Below are 21,058 nucleotides of genomic sequence, written 5' to 3'. Positions count from 1 at the left end.
AGGATGAAATTTATTTACACCTTAATCAATATTTATTTTACCAAAAGTAGGATGAAATAGATAGTTATATATTACATTTTCGTTATTTAATTTTAAATAATGTTACTGATTTATGGATAAAAAAAAGAGATAGTATGCTTTTAGCTTACTATCCCTCTACTTAGTATTATTATATTAAACTAAATTATTAATTGCCTGTTGCAATGCTAGTGTAGCATTATCAATATCTAATTGGTTAGCATTAAAATCATCATGTGTATTTGGCATCATCTAATTTAACTATTAGCGTTAACTATTAATGTACACTGTAATTTAATTCTCCCAATGTTATTACTTTATTAGCTAAGAAAATTTTTCTATTCTGTTTCCAATCACATTCGTTCTTTTCGCAACACTCGTAGAAATATCGACGCTATTTAATGTGCTTGTAAGTTTACTGATGAACGCGATACATTCCCAGTAATAGACTTACTATTTTAACTTCCATTCTTTAATTCCTTTCTAGTTTTGTAAATATGACTTATTTCACTACTTATTATCCAATTAAAATCATTTAACTGTTTTTACGTTTTTTATTGTCATTATCACGAATTATTATAACTTGTTTAGAATCGCTGTGTACTACTGCACTAGGTTCTCTTTTTACTCTTGTAAAAAAAAGATGAGCCTGGGACATAACTAAAAAGGGTATGTTTCAGGCTCTTAGTAACCGAATAAACGGTGGGCGCAGAAGCAACTCCTTCGGAAATAAGCCGAAATTGCTGTAAAACACAACAAGGAACAAGTTGATGTTGTACAGTACCTACTTGGTCGCAAAAATTTGAAGAGCAATTTTCGTAAATTCCTTCTTATTTCTCGGAGTTAAACACTTCTGTCCCAACCTCACCTTTGATTATTCTAAACCAATAGATAAATGGAAACGTTCGATCTATTGGTTTTCTAAGTTTATTTTATTTTTGAATAGCAGCAAAATTTGCAGCTTCTGTTCCAGATTGACGTCCAAAGATGATGATGTCCGCCACAGCGTTTCCACCGATACGGTTTGCTCCATGTAACCCACCAGTTACTTCACCAGCGGCATACAAGCCTTTGATTGGAGCACCATCTTCTTTTAAGACTTCTGTCTTCGTATTGATTTTCACACCACCCATTGTATGGTGGATTCCTGGTGCGATTTTGATTGCGTAAAATGGTCCAGTTGATAAATCATGATCCATTCCTGTTGTACGATTGTATTGAGTATCCGATTTCGTTTGAACCTCTTTGTTCCATTGTTCTACGGTTTCTTTTAGTTTTGCTTCAGGCATATCGATTTTTTTGGCTAATTCTTCGATTGTTTTTCCTTCGACTACAAAACCCTGTTCATTATAAAAATCGATTGCTTTCGCTCGATCACGAACACCTTGGTCAAAGACTAAGTAAGCTGATTTTTCTGGTAACGCAGTAATAGCAGCAGAAACTTTATCACGGGTATCCATTTCATTAACAAAACGTGTTCCTTCTTGCGATGCTAGAATAGCTCCTTCACCGCGAACTACTTCACCAATCAAAAATGATTTGTCTTGTTGCACGGTTGGATGGATTTGAATTTCTTTCATATCCACTGTGGCACCACCAAGTTTTTCGATCATCTTGATCCCATCACCAGTTGTACCTTCTTGATTTGTCGTTACGTAATCTTTTAATTTGGGATCGTATTTTTCAAGCATTTCTTTATTTGCACCAAATCCACCTGTTGTGACGATTACCGCATTTGATTTGATTTCTTTTATTTCTTTGTCATTTAATTTCACTTTGACACCGTTCACTTGACCATCTTTTTCAGTGATTTCAGTGACATTTGCATTGACGAATAACGGAACTTTTTCTTCTTTGACATTCCGAACAAGTCCATCCACTAAGTAACCACCAATTGCAGAACCATCTGCTGGACGATGTGTACGCTTTTCGCTCATTCCACCAGTGATTGTCAGGTTGCTAAGTTCGATGCCTTTTGTATCTAACCAATCAATTGCATCGGCTGAATGGTCTACAAAAAAGCGTAATAATTCTTTGTCGTTCGTCCCTTTTCCGCCTTTTAGTGTTTCTTCAAAAAATTTATCATTACTATCAGTGATCCCTTCGACTTTTTGGTATTTTGTTTCTGATGCATTCATACCTGAAGACGACTTGATTGTATTTCCACCCGCAACGGGCATTTTTTCTAGAATGGCTGGATTCATTCCCGCTTCTTTGGCTTGTAATGCCGCAGTCATACCCGCTCCCCCAGCACCAATGATCACGATATCATATTGATCCTTCAACTCGCTTAAATCCGTATAACCATTGGCCGATGCTCCAGAAGTAACTTCTGTGCTTTCTTTAGATTCTTTCCTTTTCTTCGCTGTTTTTTCTTGATCACTAGTACAGCCCACAGCAATTCCAGCAAACAAACTCAACGATAGTAAACTTATGATGACTTTTTTCATTTTTTCCCCACCTCGGTAAATTTTATCCAATCAACCCTGATTATTTCATTATAGAAAAAGCCGCTAAAATGTGATTTAATTCACATTAATTTTCAAGAAAAAAGTAGCTGATGCAACTTATTTCACCCCTTTTAAAAAAATAAAAACCAAAACAATGTTACTTCTATCACAATTAAAATAGCATGTTCTTGTTCATTTGTGCTAGATTCCTATTTTTTTTAATCAATTTCTTATTTCTTCTAAGCATTTATTCTTTCTTTGCCCATCATTTATTTTCTGCTATACTTGTTTTAACGATGTTCAGGAGGTCCATTATGAATCGATTTCGGCTTTTATGGCTGGCACAGCGCAAAGGAAGGCGTTTTATTTCTAATAATTTATCATCTATCCAAATCATTGTTTCATATTATATTATTATGACCGTCGTTTCTTACTTATTATTTTGTTTACCATTTTTTAGAGAACCAGGCTCTCAAGTTGGTTTCATTGATATGCTTTTTATGGCGATTAGTACAGTGAGTGTTACGGGGTTGTCTACCTTTGATATTGACTCTGTTTTTAATGACCGTGGTGTATTGCTATTGGAAGTGTTATTTCAAGTTGGTGGACTAGGGATCATGATGATTTCCACAGCATTTATTATCCTTTCAAAACGCAGGATTTCTTTAAAACAGCGGCAATTGATCATGACTGATATGAATCAGCCTAAGTTAAGTGGCATTGTTCGGTTAATTCGCATCACGTTTACAATCATTTTATGGTTCCAACTAATTTTTGGTACATTTTTCTCTATTTATTTTTATTTTTCTGGCTATTATACAACCTGGTCAAAAGCTATTTTCTTCGGTTTTTACCAATCGATTTCAGCTGTGACCAACTCTGGCTTTGATGTGACTGGTGATTCGATTATGCCTTTTGCTAACGATTATTTATTCTTGATTGTGATCATGTTTTTGATTTTTGTTGGCGGGATTGGTTTTCCAGTACTGATGGAAGTTCGTGAGTGGTTATTTTTTAAAAAGAAAAAACGTGGTTTACCTTTCCGCTTTTCATTATTTAGCAAGATTGCATTATTGGCGTTTGTGATTTTGTTTGTGGGTGGAACGATTTTGATTTATTTATTAGAGAAAGACCATTTATTTGTAGGGATGGGAGAAATTCAGCGTTGGATTACTTCTATGTTTTATTCTATGACCACACGAAATGCAGGTTTGCAGATCAATGATTTAGGTGATTTTCAGATTACGACATTAATTGTTTTTTCTTTACTGATGTTTATCGGTTGTAGTCCCAGTTCTGTTGGTGGCGGGATTCGAACGACGACCGTTGCTATTATCGGCTTGTACTTGTACGCCTTTTTGAAAAGTGAAGATAAAATCAATGTGTTTGGACGCCGAATCGATGACGATGATGTTAAGAAATCAATCGTTGTCTTTATGCTTTCAATGATCATGTGTTTCTTTGCCGTTTTATTTTTAACTGCTACTGAGGATCATCCATTGATTGCAATTATTGTTGAAGTTTCTTCAGCTTTTGGTACGACTGGGTTGTCTTTGGGCATTACTTCAGATTTAACAACGGTCGGTAAGGTGATGATTGCACTTTTGATGTTTATCGGGCGTATCGGCATGCTGTATACATTGATGTTATTTGTACCAAAAGAAACACGAGATATTGGTTATGAGTATCCCTCTGAAAAAATTATTATTGGTTAAAAAACCTTGCTCGACATCACTTCTGATGGGTTGAGCAAGGTTTTTTTCGCTTAAATCAACACATTAACAATCAAATAGAGTAAGAATAAGCCTGAAATCAACCACATTGGTAAAGAGAGTTCCGATTTTTTCCCCCCAACCCATTTCGTCAGAGGATATGCTACAAATCCAAATGCCATTCCATCAGAAATATTCATTGTAAAAGGAATCAGTACGATCATAAGTATCGCAGGAAAGTAGTCACTAAAATCGCTAAAATGTACAGTCTTGATTTGTTGGATCATCAAGAATCCTGTTATGATAATTGCTGGTGCTAATGCCGAATCGGGAATATATGAAAGTAAAGGCAGTGCTAGTAAAGCAAGAAGAAAACAAATACCACTCGTAATCGAGGTGATCCCAGTTTCTCCCCCCTCCTCAATACCTGTTGCACTCTCAGCGGCGGCTACTGTGGGGCTTGTTCCCAAAATACTGGATAATAATGTGATAACCCCTGTGACACGATAGGCACGTAAATATTTCTTTTCATCCGCATCTGGCATCAACCCTTTCAGTAAGCCCATTGACTCAAAGATTAAAATCATGGATAAGGCAAAGACGCCCAATAAAAAGCTTTTAGAAAAAAATGCACTGAAATCTAATTGTAAAAATATGCGAGAATAGTTCCCTATCCTACTCAATGAAAAATGTTCTGCAGGTTGTACCATTCCGAAGAAATTTGCACTGATTGTCACTACAACTATCCCAATAAAAAAACTTCCTTGCACGCCTTTTATAAAAAGAATCACAGTCAAGATCAATGAAAATAAAGTCAATAAGGTTAAACCGTTATCTAAAGGGGCTAGTTGTAAAAAGGTATGTTCTCCTCTTACTATCAAATGGCCTTTTTCCAGTCCAATCAATACAAGAAAAAATCCAATTCCTACAGTGATTCCCGTTTTCAATGATTTAGGCACAACTTCTGCAAACAATTTACTTAACTTGGTAAACGCAACTAGTAAATAGACAATACCTGCACAAAAACTAGCGGCTAATGCCTGCTGCCAAGTCAAACCTAAGGAAAGAACCAATGTATACGTAAAAAATGAATTGACCCCCATCCCCGTAGTTAAAACAATTGGAGCATCTGCCACAAGTCCAATCAAAATAGAGCCGAGAATCGAAATAAATATCGTACCGAAAATCGTTAATTCTTTTGGCATTCCAGCCTCCGCTAAAATCACTGTATTCACCATAATAATATAAGAAATAGCGAAAAATGATGTTGTTCCTGCTAAGACTTCTCGTTTTATATCTTCTTTTTTAAGTTTTTTCCAATGAAACATGAAAATCATCCTCCTAATAAAAAACGGCCTAGGTTCTGCTAATTCTAAATAAAAAACTTTTATGTAATAAAATTATTTTTTACTTAAATTAAGACAATGTAAGAATACCACATTGTAAGCGCTCTTCAAAATTTTTGAAAACTTTTTCATTTATATATACAGTAATCAGCATAATTTGAAGAACGATTTAATCTCACATCCTTTTTTGTAAGATTCATGGTTTCTCCTCATCTCAGTCGTACATCTAACGGTATAAAATTAATAATAGTAAGAAAGAGTAAAAGGAATTAATTTTTTTTTTCAACTGTGGTATTATAGATTGAGTTTATTATTGAATGGCATAACGATAGTTGATATAAATTGGAGGGCACTTTATGGGAATCAGAAGTCATGTAGCAATCGCCGCTGGTAAAACTTCTCAATGGGTATTACAAACTTTCTTCAAAGGTGGGAGTAGCTACCCTGGAAAATTAGCATTAAAAATCGATCCAAAAATTTTGGATACCTTAGCTAAAGATTATGAAATTGTGGTTGTCACGGGTACAAATGGAAAAACATTGACGACTGCTTTAACAGTAAATATTTTAAGACAAGAATTTGATCACGTACTGACCAATCCGACTGGTGCCAATATGGAGCAAGGAATCGTTTCAACCTTCTTATCTGCTAAAAATAAAGGGGCTAAAAAGAAATTTGCAGTACTAGAAATCGATGAAGCAAGTTTAAGCCGCGTCACAAAGTATATTGAACCAAAATTATTTTTATTTACCAATATTTTTCGAGACCAAATGGATCGCTACGGTGAAATTTACACCACCTACAAATTAATCGTTGATGGTGCTGCTGCAGCTCCTAATGCACCGATTCTTTGTAATGGCGATTCACCGATTTTCAATTCAGTTGAAACGATCAATCCGCGAAAATATTATGGCTTTAATCACAAAGCAGATGAAGAACAGATGGCTCATTACAATACGGACGGCTTACTTTGTCCTAAGTGTCACCATATTTTACATTATAAAATGATTACTTACGCTAATCTCGGGAAATATTATTGTCCTAATTGTAGTTTTCATCGCCCTAAGCTAGACGTACAATTAACGCAAATGGTGGCGATGGATAATACTTCTGCTGATTTCGTAATCGATGGAGCAGAGTACAGCATCGCAGTTGGCGGTATGTATAATGTATATAATGCTTTAGCAGCGACCTCTGTTGCTGAACACTACGGTGTTTCTCCTAAAAAAATCAGAGCTGGACTAAGCTATGATGAAAAAGTTTTTGGCCGTCAAGAAACAATCAACATAGAAGGTAAATTATGTACATTAATTTTAGTTAAAAATCCTGTGGGCTTAAATCAAGTTATTGATATGATGGCTCTTGCACCTTACTCTTTCTCACTTGTCTCTTTACTAAATGCAAATTATGCGGATGGAATCGATGTTAGCTGGATCTGGGATGGTGATCATGAGGCGTTTGCCCAAATGAATATTCCTGAAGTCATCGCAGGTGGTGACCGTCATCAAGATATGACTTTACGCCTAAAAGTTGCAGGTATTTCTGAAGAGAAATTAAAAGAAGTTCCAAACTTAGACGACGTGATCACAGCAATCAAAGAATTGCCGACAGAACATGTATATATTTTAGCTACGTATACAGCAGTATTGCAATTGCGTAAATCATTGGCTGCACAAGGCTATATTACCAGCTAAAAAGACTATTTAATAGCTTATATTCTTTCACTATTAAATAGTCAATCAAATACAAGGTTACGTAAGACAAAACCTTGTTATCTATATATGAGGAGGAACAAACAGTGCCTAAAGAATTAGTTGTGTGTCATTTATATGGAAATCTGTTAAACACTTACGGCGACAATGGTAATTTACTGATGTTAAAATATTTGGCTGAAAAAATGAATGTAACCTTTCGCTCTGAAATTGTTAGTATTCACGAGCCATTTGAAGCGACTAAATATGATTTAGTCTTTGTAGGTGGCGGACAAGATTTTGAACAGTTGATCATTTCAGATGATATCCAGACAAAAAAAGAATCCTTGACTGAATATATTGAAAATGACGGAGTTATGCTCGCAATTTGTGGTGGGTATCAATTATTGGGCCATTATTACATGGGGGCTAAAGGTGAAAAAATTCACGGCATTGGTGCGCTGGATCACTATACGTTAAGCCAAGATAATAACCGTTACATCGGTGATATCGTGATTCATAATGAAGAATTTAATGAAACCTATTATGGGTTTGAAAATCATAATGGTCGAACTTTTTTAGGTAAAGGTGAACGCCCGCTAGGCAATGTTGTTAAAGGTAAAGGCAACAATAGTGAAGATGGTTCTGAAGGCGTTATTTACAAAAATGTTTTTGGCTCTTATTTCCACGGTCCCATTCTTGCGCGCAATGAAAATTTAGGGATTCGGTTGATTAAAACTGCTTTAGAGAAAAAATACAATGAACCTTTCAATTTACCACAAGAAATGCAGACTACAGAATAAATAAAGAGTGTGGTACAAAAGTAAAAAATCACTTTTGTATCACACCCTAATGCGAAAAAACAGTGGGAGCAGGAGTAACCCTTTCGGTAACAAGCTGAAAGGGTTACTTCTTATTTCTCGGGATTAAACGCTTCTAATCCAGTCTCTTTTTATTTTAACTTTTACGCGTCAATTCCCGGTTCAGACGCAATAATCGTAAGATTGCCTTCAATGCGCCATTTGGCAATATCGGTCGGTAAAATGAAGCTTGTCCCTTTAGCCAATTCATAACGGTCAGTCTTCATTGATTCTGTGTCTTCAATAATTAAGTGACCGATGCCGTCAATAACGGTTGCTAATGTATAGGGCGCATTTTTCTTTAAATTCAATATCCCTTGGACTTGCCATTCATACACATTGAAAAATGGTGTTTTCAAATACGTAATAATGCTTGATTGTCCTTGGTTTTGTTGTTGAATCGATAATTGTGCATTTTTTGCCGGAACTGTCGTCACATCAACAGATTGTTGAATATGCAGTTCTCTTGTACGACCTTGATCATCCTTTCGATCATAGTCGTACACACGATAAGTGGTATCACTGCTTTGTTGTGTTTCTAAAATCATGATTCCTTTACCAATAGCATGAATCGTGCCACTTGGTACATAGAAAAAGTCGCCTTTTTTTACTGGGACTTTCTTGAGCAAGTCATCCCAGCGTTCTTCTTTGATCATCGCTTCAAGTTTTTCTCGGCTCTGGGCATTATGTCCGTAAATGATGGTTGATCCTGGTTCAGCGTCAATAATATACCAACACTCCGTTTTCCCAAGTTCGCCTTCATGAGCCATTCCATAAGTATCATCTGGATGTACTTGTACAGACAAATCATCTTCAGCATCTAAAATTTTCGTCAATAAAGGAAAAACAGCTCCCTTAGCATTGCCGAATAATTCACGATGATTCGTCCAAAGTTCATCTAGTTTTTGACCAGAAAATTCCCCATTTTCTACCTTACTTACCCCATGAGGATGAGCACTTATTGCCCAATCTTCTCCAATTTTATTGCTTGGTAGGTCAAAACCGAATACAGTCTGTAGCCGATCCCCACCCCAAATTTTTTCTTGAAAAACTGGCTTTAAAAATAAAGGTTCCTGCATAGTTTAGAGACTCCCTTCCATTAACACTCGTCAATTATACCACTAAAAAGAAAGCGATTCATCATTGAGTGTTCTTTTTTCTTTTAAATAAATTTCAATAAGCTCATCTCTTTTTTGGATATACTCTTTCTGATTATCTGCTGGATGAACACGATTAGAAAGGAAGATAAATCCCTCTTTTTCCAGAAGATCAATCATCAAAAAAGTGCCAGTATAACCTGTATGAAACAACAATGGTCGTCCTGTTAAATCATCTTTGAGATCCCATCCTAATGAGCGATGTCCTTTTCCACTAGGTGTTTGATCCTTTAATAGTGAGCAAACTGTATCTTTTTCCACTATTCTGGTTGTCTGATACAGCCCTTCATTCATGTACATTGACGTGAATTTTTTTAGATCATTCAAATTAGTGAAAAGTCCAGCATTTCCAGCATGTTCAGCTAAAACAAACGCTTTTGGATCATGCGTTTGTCCCTGAATCAATCCTCTGATAGGATGATTTTCAGTTGGCACGACTTTAGAAAAATCCTTAGGTAAAAAACTACTTTCGGTCATTTCCATTGGTTGCAGCACTCGTTCTTTAAAAATTTCTATAACATCTTTCCCTAATAATTCTTCCAACATAAAACCAAGTAAAATTGTTCCCGTATCTGTATACATTACCTTGTTCCCTATCTCTATACCTGGCCGAACCTGATTGTAAGCGGCTATTAATTCATCTTTTGACAAGGCATCTCGATTTTCAATAAAACTTTGAATATCAGATGTATGCGTCAAGAGGTGGCGAATCGTTATATTTCCATCTTCAAAGGCTGAGTAATACGTGTTAAATGGTGCATCAATGTCAATCTGTCCTGCCTCCATCAACTGTAACACGACCGTTGTCGTACAAACGACCTTCGTTAAAGAGGCAACATCAAAAAGTAATGACGGCTTCAATGGTTCGATTTTAGGGATTATTTGAGCGTTCCCTATAGTGTAATCTTCAGATTCTCCTCTTGTTATAAACGAAAAACTGGCACCAGGAAAAACCTTCTCATCTACCAACTCTTCTATTTTTTGTTTTGTTTTTTTATACATGATTTATTTTCCTCATTGTTTGTGTTCAATTTTTATTCGTTAATTTCTAACAAACCACCATTCGATCTGACTAGGATCGTAAATCGTTAAAATCGTTAATTTTTTATCGACAAAAAATTCTTGTTTCTGTTCTTCTAAATGTTGTTTTAGATGCTCCATTTCTGTTTCATCATTTAAGGTTACAACAAAAAAATCTACTCCCAGCGATTTTTCTAAGATAGCTTTTTGACTATTTTGTTCGACTGAATCGTCTAAAAAAATCCAAAAGTTTCGATTATTCATTGTTAACTTATCGTCTGTGTTATTTTCAGGTACCATTCCTAAAATGTCTTGATAAAACGAATGGTGTGCTATTTTATCACTTACATGAATTTTAAGTCGATCAATTCTTACACCTGCCGAAAGGCTCGAATACAAAACGTTACTTTGATCAATCAACGATTGTATATCCAGTGTTTCAACTGTTTCTTTCATTTGACCTGTTGCGCCTTGATAACTAATTTCAAGTTCATTTCCTTCTGGATCTTCTAAAAATACACTTTGGCGATTTCCATCTTGTACTGATTTCTTGATTGGATAATTATGCGCTGTAATTCTTCGTAAAAGACTACCAAACTCTCCCTCTGTTGGAATCAACAAAGAAAAGCAGACAGATTTTTCAAAAAATTCTATTTGTCCTTCTTCAGAAGCCGTTTCCTCTAATATCAGTAATCGACTATCTCTTTTTTGTGAACCAAATATTGATAAATTATTTTCCTCTAGCTTTAAAATAAATCCCAATACATTTTTATAAAAGTCAACCATTCTCTCTACATCGTTGATACGAATTGCAACCGTTTTCACATATACATCTTCAGCTAATTGAAACTTTCCCATTCGTCTTCCCCCTCCGAATGTCTCCATCTATTTATTCTAAACATGTCTACTGATTTCAGCAAGTAAATGCTCTTTTCAAAAAAATGTCACTAGGAAAGCATTTTGATAAATAGGGGGCTTGCTCCTATACCAATCTAGGGATTCGATCATCTTTTTAACCATTTAGTTACTCTATACCAATTAAAAAAAACAGAGTTTAAATAACAGCTATACGTTCATACTTTAAAAATAATGAAAGTTCTTTGTGAATAAAAAATAATTGAGCGCTAACTCTTGGAGTCAGTTCTCAATCATCTAGAAACTCAGAACGCCTAGCCTGCCTGTGTTAATTTACAGCTCATCTTAACTTGATTTTTAGGGTCTCATTTACCACTTGCTTTACATCGTTCACCACGTTTTCGAATGGCTTATTCGCATTGATTATGTAGCTGTTTGTGTATTCGATCACTTTACTTTTATTCTTTATTTCTTGATCATATAGAGCGCCGCGTTGTAATATGATTTTTGTATCCTCATCTCTCGTTTGTAACCTAGCTAAAACATTTTCTTTAGATACTTCTAAAAAAATTGGAATCACCATGTTGCCGAATTGGTTTTCGATTGCTTGAAATCCTTTAATTGTTAAAACGTCGTAAGCATAATGATCTGATGTTTTTTCAATCAACTCGGCTCTTCCAACGCCATATTGATACCCATGATATGTATCATGTTCTGCTAACGCGCCTGTAGTAAGTAGCTTCTCAAATCGGTCCTCTGATTCAAAGTAATAATCTATCTCATCTGTTTCCTCTTTTCTGATGGGTCTTGTTGTGTGAGAAATCACCTTGTACGATGCTGGAAAAACAGCTTCAGCTACCTTGGTTTTTCCTGAACCACTAGGACCTATCACAACAAAAAATGGATGCTTTAATTCGGTTCTTTTCACTGATCACTCCTCCTAATATATTGACTATACAATAACTAAAGTTTCCCTTCAATGAAAAAGAAAAGCCAAATGTTCTTCTAGTTGGTATCTTTGACTATTAAGAAAACCAGAGCATAAATCAGATGTTGTCTGACTTATTCCTCTGGTTTTATTCATTATTTCAACTCTTGTCCATTCGTTTCGATTACTTGTTTGTACCAATTAAATGATTTTTTCTCATAGCGATTCATGGTTCCTTCGCCATTATCATCTAGATCCACATAGATAAAACCATAGCGTTTGCTCATTTCACCTGTTGAAGCACTCACTAAATCAATACAGCCCCACGGTGTGTACCCTATTAAATCAACGCCATCTTTAATTGCATCTGACATAGCTTCAATGTGACGACGTAAATAATCAATTCGATAATCATCTTCTACATAAAAGTTTTCATCTACTTTATCGATTGCACCTAAGCCGTTTTCAACGATAAATAACGGTTTTTGGTAACGATCATATAATTTATTCAATGCAATTCTTAAGCCTTCAGGGTCGATCTGCCAGCCCCATTCACTTGCTTCTAAGAATGGATTGCGTACGCCACCTAATAAGTTTCCAACTACAGTATCATCCTCTTCAGCTGTTTCATTAACTGCTGAGGACATGTAGTAACTAAAGCCAATATAATCTACTGAATATGTTTTCATTAACTCTAAATCATCTGCACCGATTTCTAATTCTGAAACACCATATTTATCAAACATACGTTGTTGGTAAGCAGGATATTCACCGCGAACTTGAGCATCTGTACAATAGAAATTGAATTCTTGATTTTGAGCCAATGTCGCCATTTGATTCACTGGATTTGCATCGATACTATAAGTTGTTGCGTAAATGATCATACAACCAATTTGCATATCAGGATTGATGCCATGACCAATTTTCACAGCTTTAGCACTAGCCACAAATTGATTATGCCATGCTTGGAAAACATTTTGATAATCGCCTGCACCTGTTGCTTTGACCATTCCTTGACTTAGTGCTGGAAAATGAAACGCTGAATTGATTTCATTAAATGTCATCCAGTAGGTTACTTTTTTGCCATAGCGTGTTAAGACAACTGTTGCGTAATTTTCAAAGAAATCAATCATTTTACGATTTTTCCAACCACCATACTCTTTAGCTAAATGCAAAGGCATTTCATAGTGAGAAATCGTAATTACTGGTTCAATACCATGTTTCAAGCACTCATCGATTACTTGATCATAAAATTTCAGGCCTGCTTCATTGGGTGTAGTCTCATCTCCTTTAGGAAAGATTCTAGACCAAGCAATTGAAAAACGGTAACATTTAAAGCCCATTTTTGCAAATAATGCAATATCTTCTTTAAAGCGATGATAATGATCGATCCCGCGATGATTCGGATAAATGAATTTATCCGAATCGATTTCCCAATTAAATGTATCACTACCTAAAATTTGGAAACGTTGCTTGCCACCAGGCATTGCATCCGCAACTGATAAACCTTTACCATCTGAGCGATACGCACCCTCTAATTGATTCGCTGCCGTTGCACCACCCCATAAAAATCCATCTGGAAATACTGTTGTTTTAGTTGACATATCAATTCCTCCTTATTCTAAAAGCATTGAGGGCTCTTTTCCCAAAACACTAGCCCTCTCAGCAAGTTAACCTAATAGTAAGTTGAGTCGCTTAGTATCGCCGAAAAATAAGAAAATAAGATGGTGACGCCTTTAGTCACAGGCTGATTTTATCTTTTTTCCGAGATACTGACTCATGAAGCTAGATAACCGTAAAAGCGTAATGAGTCGCTTAGTATCGTCGAAAAATAGGAAAATAAGATGGTGACGATTTTAGTCACAGGCTGATTTTATCTTTTTTCCGAGATACTGACTCATGAAGCTAGATAACCGTAAAAGCGTAATGAGTCGCTTAGTATCGTCGAAAAATAGGAAAATAAGATGGTGACGATTTTAGTCACAAGCTGATTTTATCTTTTTTCCGAGATACTGACTCATGAAGCTAGATAACCGTAAAAGCGATTAAGTGAATTCAATTAACGTACAATCGCCAAGAAATCTTCACCATGTAAAACATCTGTTTGATCCATATCTAATACATCCAAATAATCACCACTATTTGTAACAACGATTGGTGTTACCACAGGATGTCCAGCTGCTTTGATTTTTTCAATATCAAATTTCACTAGCAAATCACCTTGTTTTACTTTGTCACCTTGTTTCACTACTAATTCGAATCCATCCCCGTCCATTTCAACGGTATCCATCCCGATATGCATCAAAACTTCTACACCATCTTCCGTTGTGATTCCAACTGCGTGTCCTGTTGGAAATAAGGTTGTGATTTCACCGTTAGCGGGAGCGTAAAGTTCGCCTACTGTTGGTTCGATGGCGATTCCTTTACCTAGAGCTCCTGATGAGAATACTTGGTCTTCGACTTTCTCTAAAGGAACAATCGTACCTGTAATTGGACTTGTTAAAACAATTCTATCATTATTAATTTGCGCTTTTGAGTTCGTTTCTTTTGGAGTTTCACTACCTGCTTCTGGTTTATCGTCAAATTTTAAAATAAATGTTAAAACAAAACCAATTACAAAAGCGATCACTGTTCCAATAACTGCTGCAACTAGACCAGAAGTATCTTTAGTATCTTGGGGAATAAATCCTGGTAAACTCAATAAGCTGATCAACCCAAAGACATAGTTTTGAACATGACTGAAACCGATAAAAGCGCCACCAACTGCACCACCGATACATGCAGCAATAAATGGTTTTTTAAGTGGTAATGTCACACCATAAACGGTTGGTTCTGTAATCCCAAAGATCGACGTAATTGTTGAAGACAACGCTAATCCTTTTAATTTTACATTTTTTGTCATAAAGAATACAGCTAATGCCGCTCCTCCTTGTGATAATACAGCTGGTAAAAGCATTGGTGCCATTGTATCTATACCTGTAGCTGAAAGATTTAATAGCATGATTGGAACAAAGCCCCAATGCATACCAAACATAACGAACACTTGCCATAAACCACCCATAACTGCACCCGCAATAATTGGGCTAAATCCATAAATTCCATCATACCCTTTACCAAGCAAATCACCTAAAATGGTTCCGATCGGGCCAATTGCAATAAACGTAACAGGTGCCATCACAAGAAAAACAGCTAAAGGAACACAAATGATTTGTAAGAAAGATGGAATAACTTTCTTGAAGAAACGTTCAACATAACTTTGAACATATACTGCTAAAATAATTGGAATAACAGATGATGTATACGCACTTGCGCCGATAATCACTGGAATTCCAGCAAAACTTAGGGTTTGTCCAGCTAAAGCAGTAATACTAGGATGAACAAGTGCCATTGCAAGACAGACCGCTAAGAATTGGTTTGTTTTGAATTTCTTCGCAGCAGTAAACGCTAAAATAATCGGTAAGAAGGTAAAAATTCCGTCTGCAATCGCAAAGAGGACTACATAGATACCCGATTCGGCTGTTAGCCAGTTCAATGTTACTGCTAACGTCAAGAATCCTTTTAAAACCCCAGCTCCTGCCATTGCACCTAAGAAAGGTGTGAATATAGAAGAAATAATATCAATCAACTGGTTGAAAACATTTCCTTTAGGTCCTTCATTTTTTTCAGTATCATCCTCACCTAAACCACTATGTGCCATCAACTCTTTATACACATCACTTACATGACTGCCGATAACGACTTGATATTGTCCGCCACTTCTAACAACTTGAATCACATCAGGATCTTGATTCAATTTTTCTGTTTCTGCTTTATCCTCATCTTTTAAGTTAAAACGTAGACGAGTTGCACAATGGACAACACTATTCACATTTTCTTCTCCACCAACTAGCGTTAAGACGCGCTCGGCGATTTCTTGATTTTTACTCATTTTATATGCCTCTTTTCTTTGATTTTTTATATAAAAAAACCTAAACTGAAAAAACAATAATCTACTATACTTACAAAGACGTAACTATAGATGAATCTCTTGTTTTTTCAATCTAGGTTTTGCCTGCTAAACAGTAACAATCCGCTTCGATTGAATGCTAATTTTTTATAAATCGATGTTACACTTTTTTTTCACCAGCAACGCGTTGGATATGGATCGTCAAATAAATTTGTTCTGCTTTGTCAACTGGCTTTTGATATTTTTGGACTAAATAATCACTGATTCTTTGTACTGATTGAAAGGCTTTAGGGTATTTGCTTTGAATCAACTCATAAAGAAAGTCATCTTCTTCATCGTGTGCTTCGTTTTGCAAGTACCGTTGAGCAAAATATTGTAAGTGGGTCACGATTCGTTGATAGTTCAATGAATCTTCATCAAATGGTTTCCCAAAATAACGACTAATGATCGTTAGAATATCTCTTACCATTTCAGTCGCAGACATTGTCACTTCCATATTTCCATTTGCCTGTTCACTGTTCACGATGTGAAAAGCAATAAAACCTGCTTCGCTTTCAGAGAAATCAATGTTCAGTTTTTCTTTAATCAGCGCTACGCCTTTTTTTGCAATAGCATATTCTTTAGGATAAAACTTTTTTGTTTCAAACATCAATGGATTCGGCATCTCTATTCCTTCTTTTGCCCTCATGATCGCGTAATGTACGTGATCAGTCAATGTCAAATAAATATTCGAAGAAAGTTCGATACCCAGTTCTTCTTCTGCCATATCCACGATTTTTTTAACAAGCTCTACTTCTTCTAACGGAATATCCGCAAATAATTGTTGGAACTGACCTGAAGTAATAGAATCTTTCAGAACAAATTCCTTTTCAATAAAAGTCGGATCGATCACATCGCCAATTTTTTTTTGAAAGGCTAGTCCTCGGCCCATGCAGACTATTTCTTCACCTGATTCATTTTTTGTCATAACGACATTGTTATTTAAAATTTTTTCAATATGCATGATGAACCTCACTTTTACAATTACAAACGAAAAAAACCTAGAATCCACCCCAACAAAATAATATGGAAGATTCAGGTTTTGCCTGCCGAACAGTAACAATCCTTATTACATGATTAGCATACCATCTTTCTACTTTATTTGCAACCCTTTTCAAAAACGAAATTTAAATGTATTTTTCATGAAACTTATCAAGAGTTGTCGAACTGTTTTCTAAATCACTTTTAAAAGCATTACAATCTATCCCGTAGTTTTAAAAAAAATTTAAAGGATTCGTTGATGTCTAAATCCCTTTCTACTCCTGATTCTCAATCGCTTTACACTAAAGTCAAAGCAGCTTAATAAAGTAAAAACATACCCTATCATTCGTTACAGTGGGTGGCATGAAAAAACTTTCTAGGGCTTATTAGTAGCATAAAAACAGGTATTCTACTACTGAATACTAGTTTTTTTTTAGAAATTAAATAAAAACATTGATTTTCTTACTTTTTATTAGTAAAATAGTTTTTGTTTATAAATAATAATGATACTTAGGTATTTAAAGGAGACTTTACATGTCAAAATTACTTGTTGTTAAAGCGCACCCACTTACTAAAGAAGAATCTCGTTCTGTCCGCGCGTTAGAAACCTTTTTAGAAAGTTATCAAGCTCAAAATCCAGCTGATGAAATCGATGTACTTGATGTCTATGCTGATTTCGTTCCTGAAATAGATGAAGAGTTACTTTCCGGATGGGGTGCATTACGCACTGGTACTGAATTTACAGCTTTAAATGAAAGCCAACAAACAAAAGTTGCTCGCTTCAATGAATTAACGGATCAATTTTTAGGGGCTGACAAAGTAGTTATCGCAAACGCTCTATGGAATTTAAATGTTCCAACTCGCTTAAAAGCATGGGTTGATACAATCAATGTGGCTGGAAAAACATTTAAATATACTGAAGAAGGACCTAAACCTTTAACTACTGGTAAAAAAGCTTTACACATTCAATCGAATGGTGGCTTTTATGAAGGACAAGATTTTGCTTCCCAATATGTAAAAGGAATTTTAAACTTCATCGGTGTGGCTGAAGTCGATCAATTGTTTATCGAAGGAATCGATCACCATCCAGAAAAAGCTGAAGAATTATTAAGTGCAGCAATGGACCAAGCAACAACTTTAGGTAAATCATTCTAATAACAAAAAAAGGTTGTGGCAAAAGGAAAAATCACTTTTGTTTCACACCTTAAAAATGAAAAAAAGAGGGTGGAATAGAAGCAATGCTTTCGGAAATAAGCTTCTATCCCGCCCTCTTTTTTCAATCTAATTTATTAAGTTCTTCTTCTTCGTGATATAAACTTGATACATCTTTATACCATTCGAATATATGCGTAATTATGACCTTAGCTGCGGCATAAACAGGTATTCCCAGAATGACTCCTACGACACCGAATAATTTCCCAGACGTCAACAGCACGACTAGAATCGTCACTGGATGGATATCTAACTGGCTACCTAATACTAACGGTGAGATTAGACGGCCTTCGATTGTCTGTTCAATAATAAAAACAACTAAAACTTTAGCCAATAATACTGGTCCGCCCACAATTCCTAAAAATACAGCTGGTACCATCGCTAGAAATGAACCTAGATATGGAATCAAATTCAAAAATCCAGCTGTTATTCCTAGCGTAATCGCATAATCGAGTCCGATAAATGAAAAACCTAGAATAAACATTACAGCAACTGCAAATGCTACTGTTAATTGACCGCGTATATAAGAAGAAACTTGTGAGTTCACTTCACCTAATACTTTTAATGTGGGTTTTCGCATTTTATTCGGTAAAAACTTCATCAAATAAGGCGCTAATTGCTTCCCATCTTTTAAAAGGTAAAACAAAATAAATGGCATCGTGATAATCGCTACTACGATAGTCGCAACAGCTCCGACAAAGCTTCCTAATCCTTGGACCGTAAACGTAGAAATATTACGAATAATATCCCCTAAAGAACTGACCAGCTTATCGCCCATATCTTCTAACTGACTACGAAACTGCGCAAAGAAAGGTTCACTTAAAATTTCTTGCATTTTTTGATCGATCGTATCAATATATTGAGGAAAATGATTACCAAAACTAACAGTCTGTTCTTGAATTTTAGGAACAATCACTACAAGTCCCCAAATAATCAACGCTACGACGATGATAAACAGTCCGATAATACTCCAAATACGGGGTACTCGTTTTAGTTCAAGATAGTCGACGACAGGATTCATTAAATAATATAAAATGCCCGCCATGATCAATGGCAAGCCAACAACGCCAATAAACTGCCAAACTGGTTCAAATAAGTATGATACTTTTGTAAATACTAATAAAATTAGCAAAATCAATAGCACGATCAATAAGGTGGTTACAACTTGATTATTTAAAAACCAACGCCAAAACCAAGATAATCGTTTCTCTTTATTTTTCTCTTGTTCCATTCACTTACACTCCACGAGATATATATTCTATTGTTGAATCAACCTTGAGTGTTGGAAAGACTTTAGGCGTGAGGTATACCCCATTAACAATTGCATCCTCTTTTGGTACATCCGCAAAAACCAAGCTCACATGAGCAATGCTTTTTAAGTTATTATTTGCAAAAGATCCAACATAATCAATCGTGTACTCTTGGTCATCGATCTTTAGTAAATCCCCTTTTTTTACTTCTAAAGATTGATCTTCTTGAAATTTTTGAATCACAGAATATTCTTTTAAAGCCTCTGTGGCGCTCTCACCAAAAAGTATGATCATCGGTTCTTTTTCATCTAATGCTTGACTACCAATTTCAGTAATTACAGCTTTCATATATTTATCGCTCCTTCTTTCATTAATCAATCTTTATTATAACATATAACTTTTTTTCTTATTCTATAATTCGGACTTTGAGCATCATAAAAAAAGACAAACAAGAATTCAAACATTCTGTCCATCTTTTGATCGTTGTAGAGAACTATAGTTAAAATGTGTTTAGATATTTAAGATAAAATCGTTACAGCTACTTGTCTTCTCCACCAGTTGATACATTGAGATACATCTGAAAAATGTAGATCGATGATATTCCCTTTGATTGCACCACCAGTATCACTTGCAATAGCCTCTCCATCCCCCTCGACATATAATTTTGTACTCAGTGGAATCACACTGGGTTCAACAGCAATTGCCCTTGGATCTACACGTAAATCTTGAGCTGTAGCAGTTAAATTGCCTCACCCTATAATCCTTCATTACTTGAATAAGCTGCGGCTTCCATCATCATGATTTGTCCCTCTGGTTTAACAGTTTCAGCTTCTGCTTTTTCCTTGTTTAAAGGCTTTGTTTTCTGTTATTGAATAAATCAATGAACTCGATAAATTTTGTGCTGACTCTTCTGACACAACTGTGTAACTATCTAAGCTCTTGATTTCATTATTTTTATTCTCTGCAGCATAGACAGGAATGAGTGAGCCGTTAACAAAACAGGAACTGATAAATAAAATTGGTAACCATCGTTTCTTCATTCATTAGATCCTCCCTAAAATTCATACGAGAGCTATGGTACCATGTCGTTGATCTTTGATGGCTACTATTCAATTAAGGATACGTTACAATCTGTTGGAAAGCGCTCCAAAACATGTTATAAGAGCAATAGTTAAATTTTGTATCAATCAGGCCTGATATGACGGACTTTCTATTTTCTTTTTAGAAATGATATGAAATTTTTATTTAGCCTTATTTGTTATATTTTCAATAATTACGTATGTAAACGTTCTTAAAAGACTTTATATTACAAAAATGTTGAAAGGAATTTATAGAACATCCATTATTTTAAACTGAGCAAAAAAAGCAACCCAAACAAATGTACGGTTTGTATTGCTTTTTAATATGGTCTACTTAAAAAAATCTAGAATATGAGTCCAAATTTCTTCTTTGAACACATCTTTTGGATTTCCTCCACCGACTACTCCGTAACCGATCATGGTGCCGGCTACAAATAAAATAATCACTAAAGAAATCACTACTAAAACTTTCAACAAAGTCACTATAATATAGCGTGTCGAACTCATATCTATT

General features: G+C 35.4%; 18 protein-coding genes and 1 pseudogene. 4 read left to right on the top strand and 15 right to left on the bottom strand.

Features of this window, described 5'->3' with window-relative positions; translation table 11 throughout:
- Window positions 1–694 precede the first annotated feature (694 nt).
- Together AC1PU0_RS05675 and AC1PU0_RS05670 are read right to left on the bottom strand one after the other, a co-directional pair.
- A pseudogene (locus AC1PU0_RS05675) lies at window positions 695–886 on the bottom strand (hypothetical protein).
- Window positions 887–950: 64 nt separating this feature from the next.
- Window positions 951–2,468, bottom strand: a complete 1,518-nt coding sequence (locus tag AC1PU0_RS05670; RefSeq protein ID WP_206849026.1) for a flavocytochrome c — start codon at window positions 2,466–2,468, stop codon at window positions 951–953.
- A 314-nt stretch (window positions 2,469–2,782) separates the two neighbouring features.
- On the opposite strand from AC1PU0_RS05670, the gene AC1PU0_RS05665 reads away from it, so the two are divergent.
- Window positions 2,783–4,183, top strand: a complete 1,401-nt coding sequence (locus AC1PU0_RS05665; protein WP_069654633.1) for a TrkH family potassium uptake protein — start codon at window positions 2,783–2,785, stop codon at window positions 4,181–4,183.
- Window positions 4,184–4,233: 50 nt separating this feature from the next.
- Here AC1PU0_RS05665 and AC1PU0_RS05660 read toward each other — a convergent pair whose 3' ends face one another.
- The gene (locus tag AC1PU0_RS05660; protein WP_206849027.1) at window positions 4,234–5,508 is read right to left on the bottom strand and encodes an NCS2 family permease; all 1,275 of its coding nucleotides are present in this window, start codon (window positions 5,506–5,508) and stop codon (window positions 4,234–4,236) included.
- Window positions 5,509–5,882: 374 nt separating this feature from the next.
- Here AC1PU0_RS05660 and AC1PU0_RS05655 point away from each other — a divergent pair, with 374 nt between their 5' ends.
- Together AC1PU0_RS05655 and AC1PU0_RS05650 are read left to right on the top strand one after the other, a co-directional pair.
- On the top strand, window positions 5,883–7,220 hold the full coding sequence (locus AC1PU0_RS05655) for a Mur ligase family protein (RefSeq protein WP_206849029.1): 1,338 nt from the start codon (window positions 5,883–5,885) through the stop codon (window positions 7,218–7,220).
- Between the two features lie 104 nt (window positions 7,221–7,324).
- A complete protein-coding gene (locus AC1PU0_RS05650) occupies window positions 7,325–8,020 on the top strand; it encodes an adenosylcobyric acid synthase (RefSeq protein ID WP_206849031.1) in 696 nt (231 codons plus the stop codon).
- Between the two features lie 161 nt (window positions 8,021–8,181).
- Here AC1PU0_RS05650 and manA read toward each other — a convergent pair whose 3' ends face one another.
- The 7 genes from manA to licT form a co-directional block, all read right to left on the bottom strand.
- Window positions 8,182–9,156: a mannose-6-phosphate isomerase, class I gene (gene manA / locus AC1PU0_RS05645; RefSeq protein ID WP_206849033.1), complete on the bottom strand. Its 975-nt coding sequence runs from the start codon at window positions 9,154–9,156 to the stop codon at window positions 8,182–8,184.
- A 42-nt stretch (window positions 9,157–9,198) separates the two neighbouring features.
- The gene (locus tag AC1PU0_RS05640) at window positions 9,199–10,236 is read right to left on the bottom strand and encodes a serine hydrolase domain-containing protein (RefSeq protein WP_206849035.1); all 1,038 of its coding nucleotides are present in this window, start codon (window positions 10,234–10,236) and stop codon (window positions 9,199–9,201) included.
- A gap of 39 nt (window positions 10,237–10,275) precedes the next feature.
- Entirely contained in the window at window positions 10,276–11,112 is an 837-nt protein-coding gene (locus AC1PU0_RS05635) for a VOC family protein (protein ID WP_206849037.1), read from the bottom strand.
- A gap of 337 nt (window positions 11,113–11,449) precedes the next feature.
- Window positions 11,450–12,037, bottom strand: coding sequence for a guanylate kinase (locus tag AC1PU0_RS05630; RefSeq protein ID WP_206849039.1), 588 nt, complete (start codon window positions 12,035–12,037; stop codon window positions 11,450–11,452).
- Between the two features lie 155 nt (window positions 12,038–12,192).
- Entirely contained in the window at window positions 12,193–13,641 is a 1,449-nt protein-coding gene (locus tag AC1PU0_RS05625; RefSeq protein WP_206849041.1) for a glycoside hydrolase family 1 protein, read from the bottom strand.
- 455 nt (window positions 13,642–14,096) lie between these two features.
- Window positions 14,097–15,965, bottom strand: a complete 1,869-nt coding sequence (locus AC1PU0_RS05620; protein ID WP_206849044.1) for a beta-glucoside-specific PTS transporter subunit IIABC — start codon at window positions 15,963–15,965, stop codon at window positions 14,097–14,099.
- 178 nt (window positions 15,966–16,143) lie between these two features.
- Window positions 16,144–16,986 (bottom strand): BglG family transcription antiterminator LicT, encoded by an 843-nt coding sequence (licT, locus tag AC1PU0_RS05615; protein ID WP_069654643.1) that lies wholly within the window; start codon window positions 16,984–16,986, stop codon window positions 16,144–16,146.
- A 551-nt stretch (window positions 16,987–17,537) separates the two neighbouring features.
- On the opposite strand from licT, the gene AC1PU0_RS05610 reads away from it, so the two are divergent.
- Entirely contained in the window at window positions 17,538–18,158 is a 621-nt protein-coding gene (locus AC1PU0_RS05610; protein WP_069654644.1) for an FMN-dependent NADH-azoreductase, read from the top strand.
- A 121-nt stretch (window positions 18,159–18,279) separates the two neighbouring features.
- On the opposite strand, the gene AC1PU0_RS05605 is transcribed toward AC1PU0_RS05610, so the two are convergent.
- The 5 genes from AC1PU0_RS05605 to AC1PU0_RS05585 all read right to left on the bottom strand — a co-directional run bounded on the left by AC1PU0_RS05605 (window position 18,280) and on the right by AC1PU0_RS05585 (window position 21,051).
- Window positions 18,280–19,446: an AI-2E family transporter gene (locus tag AC1PU0_RS05605; protein WP_206849045.1), complete on the bottom strand. Its 1,167-nt coding sequence runs from the start codon at window positions 19,444–19,446 to the stop codon at window positions 18,280–18,282.
- A gap of 4 nt (window positions 19,447–19,450) precedes the next feature.
- The gene (locus AC1PU0_RS05600) at window positions 19,451–19,813 is read right to left on the bottom strand and encodes a PTS glucitol/sorbitol transporter subunit IIA (RefSeq protein ID WP_206849046.1); all 363 of its coding nucleotides are present in this window, start codon (window positions 19,811–19,813) and stop codon (window positions 19,451–19,453) included.
- A gap of 170 nt (window positions 19,814–19,983) precedes the next feature.
- The gene (locus AC1PU0_RS05595; protein WP_340689572.1) at window positions 19,984–20,148 is read right to left on the bottom strand and encodes a 3D domain-containing protein; all 165 of its coding nucleotides are present in this window, start codon (window positions 20,146–20,148) and stop codon (window positions 19,984–19,986) included.
- Window positions 20,149–20,289: 141 nt separating this feature from the next.
- Window positions 20,290–20,505 (bottom strand): hypothetical protein, encoded by a 216-nt coding sequence (locus tag AC1PU0_RS05590; RefSeq protein ID WP_240485869.1) that lies wholly within the window; start codon window positions 20,503–20,505, stop codon window positions 20,290–20,292.
- A gap of 369 nt (window positions 20,506–20,874) precedes the next feature.
- Window positions 20,875–21,051 (bottom strand): DNA-directed RNA polymerase subunit beta, encoded by a 177-nt coding sequence (locus AC1PU0_RS05585; protein WP_069654647.1) that lies wholly within the window; start codon window positions 21,049–21,051, stop codon window positions 20,875–20,877.
- Window positions 21,052–21,058: the final 7 nt, after the last annotated feature.

The organism is Enterococcus sp. XAF26B05_ASV22 (assembly GCF_056727285.1).
Note: the sequence above shows the minus strand (reverse complement) of the source record. Positions and strands in the feature narration are given on the sequence as shown.